Source organism: Alkalibacterium pelagium, from assembly GCF_900109325.1.
Lineage (GTDB): Bacteria > Bacillota > Bacilli > Lactobacillales > Carnobacteriaceae_A > Alkalibacterium > Alkalibacterium pelagium.
Map to the genome: position 1 here is coordinate 111651 of NZ_FNZU01000004.1, position 19711 is coordinate 131361.

Sequence of the window (19711 nt, forward strand, 5' to 3'; positions counted from 1 at the left end):
AAGTGTCCAGATTTTACTATACTGATAGCGGATTTGTCATGTTTTTATTGAAAGCGTTATCAGTTAATATTTACTTAACGAAAGAAAGGTTAAAGGTGATTACTATGGAATCAGCAAAAGTGATAGATGTTGAAAAACAAAGTCAAATAAAAGCAAGACAAAAACAGATGCCGAAGAAAAAATTGACATGGAAAATTATAAAACAGCAAAAGCTGCTGATTATCATGTCCATTCCTTTTGTTGTCTGGCTCGCAATATTTGCCTATACACCATTATTAGGGTGGATTGTTGCTTTTCAAGACTATAGACCCCAAAATGGTTTTCTCGGTTCAGACTGGGTCGGTCTTCAGCATTTCACAGCACTGTTCAATGATTCACTTTTTTATAGAGCATTAAGAAATACTATTGGAATGGGAGGTTTAGGTTTAATTTTCGGTACTGGGACTGCCATCTCATTCGCCTTGTTGTTAAACGAATTAAGATTTACACGATTCAAGAAGTTTACACAGACCGTTTCATACCTTCCTCACTTTGTATCTTGGGTAGTGGTTGCTAACTTAGTGACAACCATGTTGTCCAATACAGGTGTAGTTAACAATATCCTTCAGTTTTTGAATCTTACAGATTCACCGATAAATTTTATGGCTAGACCAGATATGTTCTGGGGTATAGTTACTGGAGCAGAGGTCTGGAAATCAACTGGATGGAATGCGATCATCTATCTCGCTGCAATGACTAGTATAAGCGAAGAAATGTATGAGGCTGCTCACGTAGATGGTGCTAATCGATTTCAGAAGATGTGGCACATCACCCTTCCTTCAATTAAACCAATTATCATTATATTAATGATCATGAGCATTGGTAACATTATAAACATCGGCTTTGAGAGACAAATGTTATTAGGAAATAATATCGTAGCAGATGCCGCCATCGTTATTGAAAAATATGCCTTGGATTATGGAATTGGAATGTTCAGGTATTCGTTTGGGACAGCAATTGGTATTTTTAAATCTGTTATTTCAATTGTTTTAATCTTTACATTTAATACTATTGCTAAGAAAACTAGTGATATATCTATAATCTAAGAAAGGAGTTAACAATGGAAACGACTATTATCGAGAAACATGGCAAACAAATTAATTCAAAAAAGAAAAAGAAATGGAGTGAGCGACCTACAAAGACAGATATCTTCATAGCAATAGTAATGCTTTTAGTTATAATTGTTACCTTATATCCTTTTCTACATGTACTAGCTATATCATTAAACAATGCAGTAGATACCGCCCGAGGTGGATTAACTATTTATCCTAGAGAATTTACGTTAATGAACTACAGAGAAATTTTTTCAGGGAACAACAATTGGGTTATAGCGTTTAGAAATTCAATTTTAAGAACAGCTATTGGTACATTGACCGCAACATTTACATGTGCTGTACTCGCATATATTCTGAGCAGAAAAAATTATGTATTCAGAAGACCGTTAGGAATTATATTAGTTCTTACGATGTATGTTAGTGGTGGCTTAGTCCCTACGTATCTTGTAATAAGAAACGTTGGTTTAATGAATTCTTTTGCAGTATATATTATTCCAGCCTTGCTTAATGCATTTAATGTAATCGTCATTCGTTCGTTCATTGATGGGTTACCAGATGCATTGGAAGAATCAGCTAGAATTGATGGTGCAAATGATATAACAATCTTTTTGAAAATAATTATGCCATTATGCATGCCTGTGCTGGCAACTGTCGCCTTATTTACAGCAGTAGGACAGTGGAATAACTGGTTTGACACCTACCTTTATGCGGGATCAAACGTAAATTTAACTACGTTACAGTACGAACTTATGCAGATCTTGGGAAATGCTCAATCAATGACCTCTTCACAAGTACAACAGCTCAATCAGACACAAGGATCTATTATCAGAACAACACCGGAATCAATAAAAATGGCAGCAACAATAATTGTTACTCTGCCGATTGTGGTAGTGTATCCATTTTTACAAAAGTATTTTGTATCAGGTTTAACTTTAGGAGCAGTAAAAAGCTAAATAATATATTTGGAGGAATGACGGAATGACTATCAAAAAAATAGTAGGCTCAGTTGTATTGACAAGTGCTTTAATACTATCAGCATGTGGAAATGGCGAGGGAGAGTCTACAACTGACGGTGGGAATAATACTTCTGATAATGGAAATGGATCAAGTGAACCAATCACTTTAACTATGTTCCATGCGGATTTAGCTCAAAGCGATGGATTTGATAATCCTGTTGCCCAGGAAATTACTGAAAGGACAGGCGTTCAACTTGATATATCTTATCCTGTAGGCGGAGATGACTTGGAGGCAATAGCCTTAATGATCGGGAGTGGTGACTTTCCGGATCTGATTTTTGGAAAGGGTGGACTTAATCAGCTGATTGATTCGGGAGGGGTATTAGCTCTTGACGATTTAATAGAAGAACGCGGAGACAATTTGAAGGCGATGTATGGTGATCAGTTAGATCGTTTAAGAAACAGTTTAGATGATCCGAGTATCTATCATGTAGGTACTGCTGGTGTTGAGAACCAAGTTTTAGAAACAAGCGGAACAATGATGTTGCAAACTGGAATGCTGAGAGATTTAGGTTATCCAGAAATCAAGACACTTGAAGATTATGAAAATGCAATTGTTGAATTTTTGGAAGAGAATCCGACTACAGAAGACGGAGAAGAATGGTATCCAATGGTTCTTTCTGGAGCTGACTGGCGTTGGTTAATTACTGTAGGTGATCCAGCATCGTTTGTTTCTGGCTTCTCAGGCGACGGACAATGGTATGTCGAAGAAGAAACTGGAGAAGCAACTTACAAATTCCAGCGTGAAGAATTTAGAGAATACTTCAGATGGTTAAATGGAATGAATGCTAAAGGATTACTAGACCCTGAATCATTCACTCATACTCATGACACATATATTTCTAAGTTGTCCTCTGGAAGAGTATTGGGAATTGCTGACCAAGATTGGAACATTGGTTCTGCTGAAGCTGCTCTTAGAGCAGAAGGAAACGAATGGGGACTATGGGCACCACTTCCTGTCACCTTAAATGAAGATACAGCTCCATTAGTAACAAGAGATTATGGATTCACAGGTTCAACAGGTATCTCGATTAGTGCTGATTCTGACCACATTGATGAAGCGTTTGATTTCTTAGATTGGATGGCTTCAGAAGAAGCTCAAATCCTAACAAACTGGGGTGTTGAAGGCATCAATTATGAAATAATAGACGGCAAACGTGTTCAGTTAGATGAAGATAGAGAAAACGCACAAACCAATTCTAATTACTCATTCGAAACAGGAATTGGACAATATATTCATCCATTCCCTCAGTGGGGGACGGCAGCTGTTGACTCAAATGGCCAATCTATCTCACGTACAACAGAAGAAGACATTCGTACAAATTTCGCTGAATCTGAATTAGAGACACTTGAAGCTTATGATGCAAACATATGGGTTGATTTATTCCCAGCAGCAGATGAATTGGGTATTCCAAACCACGGACGTGCATGGGAGATACCTCTACCAACTGGTAGCCAAGTTAACATTATTCAACAAAGAGCAGATGATTATACAACTCAGAAAGTTACAGAAGCTATTTTAACAGATCCAGACAATTTTGATAACGTGTGGGATGAAATGTTAGCAGAACTTGAATCGATGAATATTGATCAAGCGAATGAAGAAATGAGTGAAATCATCAATAGAAGAATTGAATTATGGGGCGGAGCAGAATAAGACATTAAGGTAGGTGAAAAGTATTTATGACTCTTTGAGGAATGAATACTTTTCACCTCTTTTTGAAAAACAGTCAAATATATACTTTATCATTTAAAGGTATTGACATATTTAGGAAAGGGTTTACAATTAGGTGTGATTAAACTGTTTTCTGGATTTTAAGGTAAAAAGCAACTGTATTAATAATGTATATAAGCATCTCTAGTCGACAATAAAGGAGCAGAATATAGATGAGTTATGTGTGTTTTGATATTGGGGGGACGTCTATAAAATATGTTCTGACAAATAAAGACGGAACCATCCTCTCCAGAGGATCATCCCCAACTATTCATTCTTCAACTGAAGAGTTTATCGATTTTTTAGTAAAGAAGGTTCGCTATTATGAAGAACGAACCCGAATTAAAGGCATAGGAATAAGTGTGCCTGGAACGGTAGAGAAAGAAACAGGAAAGTCCATTTTAGGTGGAGCTATTTTACATTTATACGATAAGAACTTAAGAGAATTATTAGCTGAACATTTTTCATGTCCGATTCACGTTGAGAATGACGCAAGATGTGCGTTAATGGCAGAATTGACAATGGGAGCAGCGAAAGAAAATCAAGATGTGGTTTTGATGACTATTGGAACAGGGATAGGCGGAGCGGTAGCATATGACCGAAAAATTGTTTATGGCAATCACTATACCGCCGGTGAATTTGGCATGATACGTCTGGATGCCCTTAACCATCCGACTAAGACCATGCATGAACTAGCTTCCACAGCTGCTCTCATTAAACGCTATAAAGAGAAAAAGTTTTTATTTCCAAGTGCATTAGTCGATCCGCAAAGTATCTTTTCTGAAATGCATCGAGATGAAGAGACACGGCAGATAGTGGATGAATGGGCAACCTATTTATCAGCAGGTATTTTCAACATCGCTGCCGGTTTTAATCCTGAAAAAATAGTCATTGGAGGAGGCATTAGTGCAAATCCGAGCTTGCTGCCATTGATTCGAGAAAAATTAGAAGAGAATCCTCACTGGAAAGATTACAGAGCAGACATTGAGATTGCGCGTTTTAAAAATGACGCAGGAGCCATAGGAGCTTTATCATTTTTACTTCAAACGAATCAACAAACTAGTGTGAAAGGGGAAAATTATGTTTCATGAGACTTTAGATTCATTTCCAAAAGATTTCTTATGGGGAGCGGCATCAGCTGCCTATCAAATTGAAGGAGCATTTGATGCAGATGGGAAAGGCCCTTCTATATGGGATGAATTCACTAAAATACCAGGAAAAACCTTTGAAGGAACGAATGGGGATGTGGCTATTGATCACTACCATCGCTATAAAGAAGATGTCAAGTTAATGGCTGATATGGGCCTCAAAGCGTACCGATTCTCAGTATCCTGGTCACGTATACTACCCGAAGGAGAAGGGGTAGTAAATGAGGCGGGTCTTCAATTTTATGAAGACTTAGTCGACGAGTTAATTAAAAACGGCGTAGAACCTGTTTTAACCCTCTATCACTGGGACCTCCCGCTGGCTCTACAGGAAAAATATAACGGTTGGGAATCAAGAGAAACCATCAAGGCTTTTAAACAGTATTGTGAGCTTTTATTTGAGCGATTAGGTAAGAAAGTCACGTATTGGGTGACATTTAATGAACAAAATGTCTTTACCAGCATGGGCTACCGATGGGAATCTCACCCGCCTAATGTATCGGATACGAAGCGATTATTTGAAGCCAACCATATTATCAACCTGGCTAACGCTGAAGCTATAAACCTGTTCAAAGAAATGGTTCCAGAAGGAAAAATCGGCCCAAGCTTTGGATACGGTCCCGTTTATCCATTAACTTCTGACCCTTCAGATGTGCTAGCTGCTGAAAATGCACATGATTTTAATAATGCCTGGTGGTTAGATATCTATTGTAAAGGCAAGTATCCTGTCACTACGTTTAAGCGGTTAAAACGTATGGGTATTGCACCTACTGTTCTTCCAGAAGATGAAGAACTTTTGAAGTCAGCTAAACCAGACTTTTTAGGAATCAATTACTATCATGGTGGAACGGTTAAGCAAAATAAATTAGAAAATCCAACAGAAAATGAAGAAACAAACAAACAGTTTTCTTCAACAGATCCTTATTTAATGCAACCGAAAGACGAGCAGTCACAGAGTCCAGAAGTTCCTATGTTTCAGTCTACTGAGAACCCTTCTTTAGAGAAAACAGATTGGGGATGGGAAATTGATCCTGTTGGTTTCCGAGTAGCATTAAGACAAGTTTTTGCACGGTATGATCTTCCCCTTTTTGTTACGGAAAATGGCTTAGGTGCTTTGGATGAGTTAACAAAAGAGGAAGAAATCCATGATGATTACCGTATTGCATATTTGGAAAATCACATTAGTGAGATGAAAAAATCCATTTCTGATGGGGTGGACATGATAGGTTACTGTGCGTGGTCATTTACTGATTTGCTGAGCTGGCTAAATGGGTACAAAAAACGGTATGGATTTGTTTATGTGAACCGAACAGAGACCGATGAAAAAGATATGAAACGTATTCCTAAGAAGAGTTTCTACTGGTATAAAGAACTAATTGAAAATAATGGTAAAAATATAAATTAGAGGTGGAAAAATGAAGTTTTTAGATGGTGGATGGTTAGTAAAAGAGGGGTATGAAATTGATTACCCTGTTCATGTGTATGCAACGCGAGAAACAGCCAACGAGTTAACCCTGTTTGCGCCTTTCAGATACATTGGTGATAAAGGAGCAACTTTAGATGGGGGGATGATGACAGTCGAATTGTCTTCGCCTCACGAAAATGTCATTGGAGTCAAGCTGTACCATCACAAAGGACAAATCAATCATGGTCCGAATTTTGAATTGCATAAAGCCAATCCTTCGGTATCTATAGTGAATGAAGAAGAGACAGCTGTTTTTCATTCAGGTGATTTAAAAGCTATCGTAAGCAAAACAGCTCCTTATGAAATTAGATTTGAAAAAGATGGAAAAGTACTCACTTCAAGTAAACCGCGTGGACAAGCTTATATTAGAGATACAAGAATTAATCAAGCTTACATAAGTGAGCAACTATCTATTGATGTCGGAGAAATGGTTTATGGTTTGGGAGAACGTTTTACAAACTTTGTGAAAAATGGCCAGACAGTAGATATGTGGAATGCAGATGGAGGAACGGGAACCGAACAAGCTTATAAAAACATTCCGTTTTATATGAGTAACCGAGGTTATGGTGTATTTGTGAATTCTCCTAAGAAAGTCAGTTATGAAATTGGTAGTGAAAAAGTATCACGCGTACAGTTTAGTGTTCCAGGGGAAGAGATGGAGTACTATATTGTAGCGGGCGATACGATGAAAGATGTTTTAGACAATTATACGACATTAACAGGCAAGCCTTCCCTTCCACCTGCCTGGTCATTTGGTTTATGGATGAGTACATCATTTTTAACTGATTATGATGAAGCAACAGTGAACCACTTTGTGGACGGGATGATTGAACGCGATATTCCATTAGAAGTCTTCCACTTTGACTGTTTATGGATGGAAGAATACGAATGGGTTAACTTTGAATGGGATAAGCGCACGTTCCCTGATCCTGAAAACATGTTGGCACGTTTGAAAGAGAAAGGCTTGAAAATTTGTGTCTGGATTAATCCATATGTTGGACAAAAGTCTAAGCTCTTTGACGAAGGAATGGAGAAAGGCTACTTTATCAAACGTGAGAATGGAGACGTTTGGCAATGGGATAAATGGCAAGCAGGTGTAGCCATTATTGACTTTACGAACCCTGAAGCTGTGGAGTGGTATCAAGGTCATCTATCACGCTTGATGGACATGGGAGTCGATTCATTCAAGACAGACTTTGGTGAGCGTATTCCAACAGATGCCGTCTACCATGACGGGTCCGATCCTTATCGTATGCACAACTACTATGCTCAACTGTACAATCAAATTGTTTTTGATTTACTTGAAGAAAAACGAGGCAAAAATGAAGCCGTCTTGTTTGCACGTTCGGCTACGGCTGGCGGACAGAAATTCCCAGTACACTGGGGAGGAGACAGCACATCTGACTACCCTTCAATGGCTGAGTCTCTAAGAGCAGGTTTATCCTTTGGAATGAGTGGTTTCGGCTACTGGAGTCATGATATCGGTGGCTTTGAAGAAGGCTGTACCCCTGATCTATATAAACGCTGGACTCAATTTGGACTCTTGTCTTCCCATAGTCGTTACCACGGCAGTAAAGAATATAAAGTGCCTTGGATTTATGACGATGAGGCGGTTGACGTCACTCGTGAGTTTACAAAGCTGAAATTAAGATTAATGCCGTACTTGATGAATCAAGCAGTGAAAGCGACAAAAGGTATTCCTATGATGCGTTCTATGGTATTGGAATTCCCAGAAGACCTGTCTACACACACGCTGGATAGACAATATATGCTAGGTGACAGCTTGTTAGTTGCTCCTATATTCAACGACAAAGGAGATGTGTCTTTCTACGTCCCTGAAGGGCGCTGGACAAACTATCTAACTAATGAAGTCTTAGATGGCGGACGCTGGTACCAGGAAAATCATGATTACATGTCCTTACCATTACTCGCTCGTCCGAACAGTTTAATAATCGAAGGAGCCGTCGATAATCAGGCTGAGTACGATTATGCTAAAGACGTGACTGTTCATGTATTTGAATTAGAAGACGGTAAAACTGTAGAAGAAACAATGGTCGATACAAAAGGTCAAACAGTCGGAACAGTAAAAGTATCCCGCCAAAGTGACAAAATAACAGTCGACTCATCTGGTATCAATGGATTATCAGTTCTTTTACGCAACATTAAAGACATTCAATCTGTAGAAAATGGCGAACAATCAGTAACTGAAACAGGCACTTTAATTAAAGCAACGAGTGACTCGTTAACTGTTTCTATCTAAAAAATGTGGAGCAGAACAGGTCAACTGTTCTGCTCCTTTTTAGGTTTTAATGCATAACATGGTTTAACCTTTGTTTAGAGGTGTTAGCAAGAAAATAAATTAGCTTAACGTCGCTAAAATAAATTTTACAGGTGTTAGTTAAAAAATTATTAGCCCTAACGTCGTTAAAACTAATATTAGAGTTCTAAAATAATAGACTTATCCATATTAAATGTTGAGAGGCAGGACATAAATGAACTATACCAATCCAATCATTAGCGGGTTTTATCCGGACCCTAGTATTTGTCGGGTAGAAGATGACTTCTATATGGTCACCAGTACATTTGAGTACTTTCCTGGAGTGCCAATTTTTCACAGTAAAGACTTAGTAAACTGGAAACAAATAGGGCACTGTTTAACCACAAAAGAACAGCTTCCTTTAGAAAAAACAGGCAGTTCAGGAGGTGTTTTTGCACCAACCATCCGTTATCATAATGGACGCTTTTATATGATTACAACGAATGTTTCTCATAAAGGAAACTTCTTCGTCTGGGCGGAAAAACCAGAAGGCCCTTGGTCGGATCCGGTATGGTTAAATGAGTGGCCGGGTATCGATCCTTCCCTGTTTTTTGACGACGATGGGACCGTATACATAACAGGGACAAGAGAAGGTGTACAAGCTCCACATGGTATTTATCAAGCGACTTTAGATATTGTGACAGGAAAACTATTATCTGACCGACAGCTTATTTGGGAAGGGACAGGAGCGGCTGAACCGGAAGGCCCGCACCTGTACAAAATAGATGGGTATTATTATTTACTAATTTCAGAAGGAGGAACAGAATACGGGCATATGGTTGTTGCCGCAAGAAGTGAATATCCCTTTGGTCCTTTTGAAAGTTATGAAGATAATCCTATCCTTTCGCATAGAAGTCTGAAAAGTCCGATTCAGGGTACGGGGCATTCGGATTTGATTCAGTTTACCGATGGTTCCTGGTGGGCAGTCTTTTTGGCGTATCGCCCCATTGGCTATTTCCCCAAACATCATTTAGGACGAGAAACATTCCTGGCTCCTGTTCAATGGACAGACGATGGGTGGCCGATATTTGGAGATAACGGAAAAGTGACAGTAGAGATGGAAGCACCGCATCTAGACACTCCTCAATCCACAGATTGGGAGGAGCTAGATGACTTTAACAAAGATAGCTTAGGGATGAAATGGAATTATAGAAGAAATCCAATTAAATCCAATTACTCCCTTACAAAAAACGAAGGATGGCTCAGTTTGAAAGGAGCAGCTGCCACGCTCTCTGAACCAGAATCCCATACATTTGTAGGAAGACGTCAGGAGCATTTTGACTGTGCTGTATCAACTTTGCTCTCTTTTAATCCTGATGAAGGAGAAGAAGCGGGGTTAACTGTCTATGCGAATGAACAGTATCACTATGATGTAGCACTTATGAAAGAAAAAGGACAGAAATCTGTACTATTTAGAAAAACAGTCGGTTCGCTTTGTTTAATTGAAAAACGCCTCCCTTATACGGATGAAGAATTAACACTGAAAGTCAAAGCGGATGAAACCACTTATACGTTTAGTGTCACAGATTCTTCAGGTAAGACGACGGAATTAGGTATAGGAGAATGCGGCTTTTTATCTAAAGAGGTCGCAGGAGGCTTTACTGGTGTGTACTTTGGTTTATACGCAACAGGCAATGGGAAAGAAAGCACAAATGAAGCATCTTTTGACTGGTTTAAGTATTCAATTTAATAAATAGGAGGAAGACAATGGCAAAACAGTTATTTGACAAAATGCTATACGGTGGAGATTATAATCCAGAACAATGGCCGAGAGAGATTTGGGATGAGGATATGAGACTCTTCAAAAAAGCTCATATTAATTCAGCGACTGTAAATGTCTTTTCGTGGGCTAAACTGCAGCCATCTGAACAGGAGTATAACTTTTCAGAACTAGATGACATCATTAACATGCTGAGCAAGGAAAATTATGAGATTGTTCTTGGGACGTCAACGGCAGCCATTCCAGCTTGGTTATGTCGAAAATACCCGGATATTATGCGAGTAGATTTTGAAGGAAGAAAACAGCGCGTTGGGCATCGACACAATCATTGCCCCAACAGCCCCACTTTTCACCGATTTGCTAAGCGCTTAGTTTCTAAAGTCGCCGAACGTTACGGAGATAACCCGCATGTGAAAGTCTGGCATATCTCCAATGAGTACGGGGGAGAATGTTACTGTGAAAATTGTGAAAGAGCCTTTCGTGTATGGGTAAAAGATAAATACAAAACCATTGATGCTGTCAACGAAGCTTGGAATATGCATTTCTGGAGCCATACCCTTCATAGCTTTGACGATATTTTTGTACCGAATTATTTAGGAGATGGCATCAGCGATACAGCTGCCGCTTATGCCGGCTTGTCTATTGATTATCGCCGGTTCAATTCAGAAAGCTTGCTTAATAATTTCATCATGGAAAGAGAAGCGATCCGTGAATTTGATAAAGAAACACCAGTCACAACGAACTTTATGGGAGCCTATAAACCCTTAGACTATTTCAAGTGGGCAAAGGAAATGGATATTGCCTCTTGGGATAATTATCCAGGCTTGCACACGACTCTAAGCCAGACCAATATGAATAATGACTTGATGCGTGGAGTGAAAGACGGGCAAAGCTTTATGCTGATGGAGCAGACTCCGAGCCAGCAGAACTGGCAACCGTACAATACACTTAAGCGTCCGGGTAAAATGAGAGCTCAAAGTTATCAAACCATTGCTCATGGAGCAGATACGATTCAGTTTTTCCAGATGAGACGCACAAAAGGTGCTGTTGAAAAATTTCACGGTGCAGTGATAGAGCACGTAGGGCATGAACAGACGCGAGTCTTTAGAGAAGTCACTGAACTAGGAAAAGAGTTGGAACAGTTAGGCGATACCCTTATCGGAGCTGAAACAAAAGCCAGAGTCGGTATCTTATTTGACTGGGATAATTACTGGGCCCTTGAATACACGAGCGGACCAACTGTTGATTTAAGATATGTGGATCAGATTCAGCGCTACTATGATGCCTGTTATAACCAGCAAGTCGCTATTGACATGATTCACATGGATTCTGATTTTGAAAAGTATGATATTGTTCTAGCTCCTGTTTTGTATATGGTTAAAGAAGGCATCGCAGAAAAAATAGATGCTTTTGTTAAACAAGGTGGTACTTTCTTGACAACTTACATGAGTGGAATTGTAGATCAGAGCGATAATGTCCATTTAGGAGGCTACCCTGGCCCACTAAGAGAAACACTTGGTATTTGGGTAGAGGAAATAGATGCTTTGGCTCCAAACAGTTATAACTCCATCAAAACGGAATCTGATTTATTTGAGAAGAATGACTATACATGCATGATGATCTGTGACCTGATGCATACAGAAGGCGCAGAAGTGATAGCTGAATATGGTTCTGATTTTTATAAAGGGATGCCTGTTGTGACCAAAAACAAACGAGGAGAGGGAGAAGCGTGGTATGTGGGAGCTGTGTTAGAGCAGAACATGTTAAACGAACTCATTGCTCAGTTGCTGGATCAAAAAGGCATTAAAGGTTTCGGACCTCTTCCTGAAGGAGTGGAAATTGCCAGTCGAGTGAAAGACGGGAAAGAGTTTTTCTTCGTTATGAACCATTCCGATCAGACACATACCATTGAAACAGAATTCGAAGGGTATACAGATTTATTGAGTGGAGAAAAAGCCCAGCGTTCAATAGAGCTTCAATCATTTGATGTCCAGATTTTAACACCATAAATTTTCATTTCAGACACCTTGAAAAGAGGAACTAGGATGACTAAAAATATAACGGCTATTAAAGAACAAGTCAACAAGTTTATTGCTCAGATGACCGTCGAGGAAAAAATAAGTCTGCTCTCTACTTCTCAGAGTGCCATCGAACGCTTAGGAATTAGAGAGTATAAAGTGGGTGGAGAAGGGGCACATGGCGTGGTGGATCGAGAGGGTGGAATCACCACCTCTTTCCCCCAACCCTTAGGCTTATCCCAAACATGGAATCCAGACTTACTAAAAGAAGTCGGAACAGCGATTGGAAATGAAGCACGAATCAAGTACCTCCAATCGAATAAGACCACTTGGCTTACCTTATGGGCACCAACCATTGATATGGAAAGAGACCCGAGATGGGGAAGAAACGATGAAGCATACGGTGAAGATCCTTATTTAACCGGGAGATTGAGTGCTGAATTGATTAAAGGCATGCAAGGAGACGATCCGACCTGGCTTCGGATGGCTGCCGCTCCGAAGCATTTTTATGGAAATAATAACGAAGAGAAAAGAGAAAGTTCATCGAACAGTATAGATTTGAGGAATAGGGAAGAGTATTATTTAAAGGCTTTTGAGCCAGCTTTTAAAGAAGCTAAAGCTCAGTCAATGATGACGGCCTACAATGGGATAAATGGTGTCCCGGCGATGCAGCACGAAGACATTGAACAGGTTGTGAGACAAAGATGGGATATGGACGGGTTTGTAGTCTGTGATGGCGGAGCGTTGACATTAAACGTAGAAGCCTATCATTACTATGATACCTATGAAGAAGCGTTAGCTGATGCATTGAAAAAAGGCATTGACTGTTTTGTAGATGACAAGGAAAAAGTAGAAACAGCAGCTAAAAAAGCATTAGAAAAAAGTCTGATTACAGAAGAGGATATCACGCGTGCAGTCAAACGCATTCTAACTGTCAGAGGACGCTTAGGTCACTTTGAAGACGCGATTCCTTTTGATGAAGTGAGTCATTCACTTTTAGCTGGGGAAGAACACGCTGAACTGGTGAGAAAAGTGACGGCTGAGCAAGCTGTTTTGCTTAAAAATCATAACAGTCTTCCTTTATCAGAAAAACAGAAAGTGCATCTGACGGGTCCTTTAGCCGATGTGTGGTTTAGAGACTGGTATGGCGGGTATCCTCCGCATGAAATAACCATCAAAGAAGCTTTGATGGACAAGTTGCCTGAAAACACCATTATTTTTTCACCTTCACATGATGACGTTGCTATAAAAATAAACAATGCCTACCTAGCTGTAAAAGATGATACATTAGTAGCGGTTTCGTCTGAAGAAGAGGCAGCCGAATTTGTCTTTGAAGATTGGGATTTCGGATCCCATTTGTTGAAAGAGAAACAGACGGGACGATACATTCAGTATGATGATCAGACGAATACCTTTCGCCTACATAAAAAAGAGGTGTACGACTGGTTTGTAAAAGAAAACTGGATCAGTGAAAACAAAAAGGATTGGCAAACCTGGGATAATCACCCAATCGGTATCACTCCTGACGGGTTCATAGGTGCCGTAAAAGAGAGCACACCTATTGAGCTGGTTACCAAAAAAGAGGCGATTAAAGAAGCAGCAGCCGCAGCAAAAGAAGCGGATGTTTCTGTCGTCATACTAGGGAACCATCCCATGTTAAACGGAAAAGAAACGATGGATAGACCAGGGATGACTCTTCCCGCCCATCAACTGGATCTAGTGAAAGACATATACGCAGTCAATCCAAACGTAGTCGTGGTGATAGTTGGGAGCTATCCTTTTGAAATAGACTGGCTGAATCAGCATATACCAGGTATTTTATTTACGACTCATGGTTCTCAAGAATTGGGTACCAGTTTATCGGATATACTCTTTGGAAAAGAAGCCCCTACGGGCAAATTGTCGCAAACCTGGTATAAACAAACAGAAAAGGCTCTTCCGCCTATAAGAGATTACGATAGTATAAAAGGAAATCGCACCTATCTGTACTCAAATGAAAGCTTTATTTATCCGTTTGGTCATGGTTTGACCTATGGCAAAGTGTCCATTCTCTCTCTTTCTATGGATAAGTATACATGGAGAGAAAACGAGGAAGTAACCGTAACGGTTGAACTTCAAAACTCTGCCAATCAGGTGGTAACTGAAACAGTGCAGGTATATGCAACGTTAACATCCGATCAGGCTATAAAACTACCTAAAAAACAACTTGTTTCCTTCTTGAAAGTTCCTTTGAAACCGGGGGAGAAAAAGAAAGTCACCCTCAAAGTGAAGACAAGTGAGCTGGGGTATTTTGACGTGGCATGGAACAAATGGGTTTTTCCGAAGGCAAAAGGAACACTGTCTATTGGCTTCTCTTCGGATACTGAACACAGTTTGTCATTTAACACCATAGAGACAGACGCTTGGAACGTGACTTTAAAGAGCCTGTCCATGCTGAGAGATACGATGACTATGCTCGTGCATTTATTACTAGTGATTCAGCTAAAGAAAAAGTAGTCTGTATTGAATCCGATGGATGGCTTGCCTTTAAGAATGTTCGTTTAAAGCAAACCTCCTCATACATTGAGATAAAGTATAGCGCAGATGAATCAGGAGAATTGCGCTTATACGCAGACGACCAGTTGAAGCATGTCTTATCAGTGGAGCCATATAAAGCAGGCGCTCAAACATCTTTAGTTTTGGCTATTCCGGATAGGGATCGGTTGGATATGTACCTGTCACCTACCACATCCATACGGTTAAAAACGATAAGAGAAAAATGAATAAGTATTCAATTATAAAAGAAAGAAAGGTGTATGCATGACTCAGTTAAAAGAAAAATCACTTTCCCTTCGTTATGTGGATGCGATGGGACATGGATGGAATTTAGGTAATTCGTTCGATAGTTTCCATAAAGAAGAACTTTCCTGGGGAAACCCCAGAGTAACTAAAGAGCTCCTTCAGACGGTTAAGAAAAAAGGATTCAAAAATATTCGACTCCCTCTTACCTTGCACATGCGAATCGATGGGCCAGAAAATGACTATACAATCAATGAATCGTTTTTAAATCGTTACGAAGAGGCAGTGAAGGGGTCTTTAGAAGAAGGCTTTTACGTGATGATTAACATCCACCATGATTCTGTCACATGGCTCAAAGAGTGGAATGGACAAACGGATTCAGACAGATTTAAAAAATATGTCCGTATTTGGGAACAGCTATCTGAACGGTTCAAAGACTACGATGATAGAGTGATGTTTGAATCAGTTAACGAACCGCAGTTTAATGTAGAAGAATCTGTCGGGATTCAATACTTAGAAAAGCTGAATGATACCTTCTATCATATGGTTCGTCAATCGGGAGGAAACAATGCCACACGGATGTTGGTTTTACCGACGCTCCTGACGAATGATTCGCAGAATAAACTGGATGCCCTATATGAACAGATAGTAGGATTTGATGATCCCTATATACTCGCAACGGTTCACTACTATAGCGTTTGGGTATATAGCGCGAATATAGGAAAAACACGATTTGATCAGACTTTATGGGAAGATGTCACCCCAAGAACCAGTCTTGTAGAAGTATTTGACCGCGTGACTGAAACCTTCATAGATAGAGGAATCGGAGTGGTTATCGGTGAATATGGTTTATTAGGCTATGATAAATCTGAATCAGCTAATCAGTTCGGTGAAACGTTAAAATATCTCGAATATATTAACTATTATGCCAATAAAAAGGGAATGAGTCTCATCCTTTGGGATAACGGTCAGCATTTAAATCGTTATGAGTATGAATGGTATCTTCCAAGATTCGGTGAACTAATCGAGCGCTCGATGAAAGAACGTTCAGCCCATTCAAAAGGTTTAGATACTGAATACTTGACCGAACCCCTACCTGAAGAAGGAATGGCTATCCCTTTGGTCCTGAACGGCCATGTCTTAGAAAAAGTAAGGACTCATTCAAGAGAGTTGATAAAAGGAAAAGAGTATACATTGGAAGGAGAAATCCTTTATTTAAGTGAATCTTTCTTTAAACAGCTTTATGAAGAAACTCATGGGGAAATAGGATTAACCGTTACGCTGATCTTAACCTTTTCAGGAGGTGCGGACTGGCACCACCATTTGATTTATACAGATAAACCTGTATTGAAAGAAGCTGCAGGAAAAGTCGGAGAAGCTGTTCAGATTCCTACAATCTTTAACGGCAATCATCTAGAAAGCCTCATTGTTAAGGATTCAAATAATGACAGTGTCGCCAATAATAAAGAACTCGAGTATTTACAACACAGTCTGGAATTCATGCCAGGAGAAGATAGTATCTATTTGTTGTCTGACTTTACTTCACAGCTACAAGACGGAGAATATACTATCCACGTGACTTTCTTTAGTGGGATGCGTGTCCTTTACCACCTACATGTGGAAAATGGAGAAATAAAAGGAAAATAGAGTGAAGGAAGAAGGCTAATCATGTGGAAGATGAGAGGTATGTAAACTATACTGATCTGTTTGCTTATATCTTCCTCCTTTATTCCTACCGCTGAAGCTCAAGAAAGAACGGTCTCTCATCAGTATGTAGAAGACATGGGAAGCGGCTGGAATTTAGGAAATACCTTTGATTCTTTTGAGGAGGGGCATGACAGAGGAGAAGAAACGTGGGGAAACCCCAAAGTAACGAAAGAGCTCATTCAGGCGGTTAAGGAAAAGGGTTTCGACAGTATTCGCCTTCCCCTGACTTTACATCAGCGTATAGGGAGTCTGGAGGAACAGGCCAAAATAAACGAAGAGTTACTTAATCGGTATGAAGAGGTGGTTCAGTGGGCCTTAGAGAAAGATTTATATGTCTTGATTAATATACATCATGATTCCTGGACATGGTTAGCTGACTGGGACAGAGAATCTCACTCAGAAGAATACCTGATTTTTATTTTTATATGGAACACAACTAGCAGAGCGTTTTAAAAAAGTATGACGAAAGGGTGTCATTTGAGGCTATAAACGAACCGGACTTTCATACAAGCGATGAGAATAAAATAGAATATCTCACCCGTTTAAATGACGCTTCTTATCAGACAATCCGGCAGTCAGGCGGCCACAATTCTGAATGAATGCTCATTTTGCCGACTGTTTATACAGATACGGAACAAAAGAAAATGGATGCCTTATTCGAACAGATAGCAGCTTGGGAAGACGACTACATTATAGCGGCTGTTCATTATTACGAAGAATGGGTATACAGCACGAATATAGGAAAAACACGTTTCGATGGCGTGTTATGGGATGACGTTACTCCTAGAAACAGCTTAGTGGAAGTATTTGATCGAGTCGCCCAGACCTTTACCGAAAGAGGTATCGGGGTGGTCGTAGGAGAGTACGGTCTTTTAGGTTACGACAAATCAGATACAACGAATCAGTTAGGAGAAACGTTAAAATATATTGAGTTTATCAATCATTATGCACGGGAAAAAGGCCTGGCTCTCATGCTCTGGGACAATGGTCAGCATCTGAACCGCCACAACTATAGCTGGAACACGCCTCGTTTTGGAGAGATGATTGAACAGTCAATGGATAGTCGTTCAGCTTACTCAAAAGGCTTAGATACGTATTACATACATACAGACGAAATGGGGGAAGCCATCACTATCCCTTTACTGTTAAATGATTTAAAACTAGGCAGTCTTTTTTTAGAAGATAGAAAGTTGACAGTGGAAGAGGAGTATACTTATAAAGATGAGACAGTCAGTTTAACAGGCAGTCTGTTTGAGAAAAAAACAGAAAAAAGCCGTCCAACTATTGGAGAAACAGTGCCATTGCGTCTCCAATTTTCTGATGGAGCAGATTGGGAAATGAAAGTCATTTATGTAGAGGACCCTGTCTTGAAAGAAGCATCAGGACTAACAGGCAGGCCCTTTTTAATCCCTACTGACTTCAATGGCCATCATATAGACCACGTTCAGTCTAGGGATGAACAGGGAACGAGTGTCTTAACGCACGACTGGTGGCATTTTCTCGAATATGCTTTTGAATTTACCCCTTTATATGACGAAGAAAAGATTCAGCTCTCATCAGACTACACGGCATTATTGGAAGAAGGCACATATGAGCTTATTTATACTTTATTTAATGGGGAAGAGTATGGCTATCGCCTCATCGTTGAGGGAGGAAGAATACAGGGAATCGGTTCTCAAGAGGAAGAAGGGAATCAATATGAAGCCGCACAAGGAGCTCTTAAAAGAGGAACGAAGGAACAGTCCAGTTCTAAGACGCTTTGGCTCCTGGCGATTATTGGAGTATTACTGGTAGCTATAGGTATAGGATACGAAATAGTTCAAGGAAGACAGGAAAGAAAATAAAAACCACTCCATCAGAAGTGGCTCCTATCTATTCTTTTATTTAGTGATGATCAGTTGGGCACTGAAATGATCATAACGGTGTACGGAAAAAGAGAATTCGAACGCTTTTCCATTATCGAAATAAGCAACTTGTTCGGCAACAGCCACAGGATCTCCCTTTTCCAAGTCTAAATACTCTGTTTCATCATCATCTGCTTTTCTGACAGTAATTTTTCGATGGGAGCTTTGAATTTTACACTCTAATTCATTTTCAATGTACTGATACAATGATTTTTCCAAATGCTTTTCCGTCAAGCCAGGAACTAAATCAATAGGCATATACGTCTTTTCTACCACAATAGGCTGATCATCTGCGTAGCGAATCCGATGGATATCGTAGACAAATGATTCAGGCGCAATATTCAGCTGTTTTTCAATAAGAGGTGTGGCTTTAATGATATCAAAATGCAGAACCTTACTCGTTACTTTTTTTTCCGGATTTGATGTCGTTAACCCCATAAACTGTTTGGCAAAAATCAGTTTTTCGATTTCCTTCATGTCAATATCTTTAATAAAAGTACCGACACCACGTTTTTTAATGATTAATCCATCTTCTACAAGTAAATCAAACGCTTTTTTGATGGTCATCTTACTGGTTTCGTATTCCACACAAAGCTCTTTTTCAAATGGGAGTTGTTCACCTGATTTAAACTCTCCATTCAAAATGCGGTTCTTCATGTCTTCGTAAATAAATAAATACTTTTTCATGGCTGGCTCCTTTATATAGTTCATGATTTTTAAATGTATAGGCAGTAGAATCGGTAGTCTCAATAAATAAAATAAAATGACACCTCTTATTATATACGGATATCAAGAAAAAATAAAGCTTAAAATTATATTTAATTTATTAAAAG

Annotated in this window: 13 protein-coding genes; 12 read left to right on the forward strand and 1 reads right to left on the reverse strand. The window is 39.6% G+C overall.

What is annotated here, in order from left to right:
• Nucleotides 1–104 precede the first annotated feature (104 nt).
• The 12 genes from BMX79_RS04620 (at nt 105) to BMX79_RS04675 (ending at nt 18818) form a co-directional block, all read left to right on the forward strand.
• On the forward strand, nt 105–1085 hold the full coding sequence (locus tag BMX79_RS04620; protein ID WP_091479674.1) for an ABC transporter permease: 981 nt from the start codon (nt 105–107) through the stop codon (nt 1083–1085).
• Nucleotides 1086–1099: 14 nt separating this feature from the next.
• A complete protein-coding gene (locus BMX79_RS04625) occupies nt 1100–2047 on the forward strand; it encodes a carbohydrate ABC transporter permease (protein ID WP_091479677.1) in 948 nt (315 codons plus the stop codon).
• A gap of 25 nt (nt 2048–2072) precedes the next feature.
• Nucleotides 2073–3767 (forward strand): ABC transporter substrate-binding protein, encoded by a 1695-nt coding sequence (locus BMX79_RS04630; protein WP_091479678.1) that lies wholly within the window; start codon nt 2073–2075, stop codon nt 3765–3767.
• A gap of 230 nt (nt 3768–3997) precedes the next feature.
• On the forward strand, nt 3998–4915 hold the full coding sequence (locus tag BMX79_RS04635; protein WP_091479681.1) for an ROK family protein: 918 nt from the start codon (nt 3998–4000) through the stop codon (nt 4913–4915).
• Nucleotides 4905–6374 carry a glycoside hydrolase family 1 protein gene (locus BMX79_RS04640; RefSeq protein ID WP_091479682.1) on the forward strand — a complete coding sequence of 490 codons (1470 nt, stop codon included), beginning with the start codon at nt 4905–4907 and terminating at the stop codon, nt 6372–6374. The genes BMX79_RS04635 and BMX79_RS04640 overlap by 11 nt, the downstream gene beginning before the upstream one ends.
• Before the next feature lie 10 nt (nt 6375–6384).
• The gene (gene yicI / locus BMX79_RS04645; RefSeq protein ID WP_091479685.1) at nt 6385–8694 is read left to right on the forward strand and encodes an alpha-xylosidase; all 2310 of its coding nucleotides are present in this window, start codon (nt 6385–6387) and stop codon (nt 8692–8694) included.
• A gap of 232 nt (nt 8695–8926) precedes the next feature.
• Nucleotides 8927–10441: a glycoside hydrolase family 43 protein gene (locus BMX79_RS04650; protein ID WP_091479687.1), complete on the forward strand. Its 1515-nt coding sequence runs from the start codon at nt 8927–8929 to the stop codon at nt 10439–10441.
• A gap of 17 nt (nt 10442–10458) precedes the next feature.
• Nucleotides 10459–12480, forward strand: coding sequence for a beta-galactosidase (locus tag BMX79_RS04655; protein ID WP_091479689.1), 2022 nt, complete (start codon nt 10459–10461; stop codon nt 12478–12480).
• 36 nt (nt 12481–12516) lie between these two features.
• Nucleotides 12517–14985 (forward strand): beta-glucosidase family protein, encoded by a 2469-nt coding sequence (locus tag BMX79_RS04660; protein WP_091479691.1) that lies wholly within the window; start codon nt 12517–12519, stop codon nt 14983–14985.
• A gap of 303 nt (nt 14986–15288) precedes the next feature.
• Nucleotides 15289–16914, forward strand: coding sequence for a cellulase family glycosylhydrolase (locus BMX79_RS04665; protein WP_091479693.1), 1626 nt, complete (start codon nt 15289–15291; stop codon nt 16912–16914).
• 135 nt (nt 16915–17049) lie between these two features.
• A complete protein-coding gene (locus BMX79_RS04670; RefSeq protein WP_146881522.1) occupies nt 17050–17427 on the forward strand; it encodes a glycoside hydrolase family 5 protein in 378 nt (125 codons plus the stop codon).
• A 155-nt stretch (nt 17428–17582) separates the two neighbouring features.
• Nucleotides 17583–18818, forward strand: a complete 1236-nt coding sequence (locus BMX79_RS04675; RefSeq protein ID WP_170230961.1) for a cellulase family glycosylhydrolase — start codon at nt 17583–17585, stop codon at nt 18816–18818.
• Between the two features lie 36 nt (nt 18819–18854).
• On the opposite strand, the gene BMX79_RS04680 is transcribed toward BMX79_RS04675, so the two are convergent.
• Nucleotides 18855–19565: a GntR family transcriptional regulator gene (locus BMX79_RS04680; protein ID WP_091479699.1), complete on the reverse strand. Its 711-nt coding sequence runs from the start codon at nt 19563–19565 to the stop codon at nt 18855–18857.
• Nucleotides 19566–19711: the final 146 nt, after the last annotated feature.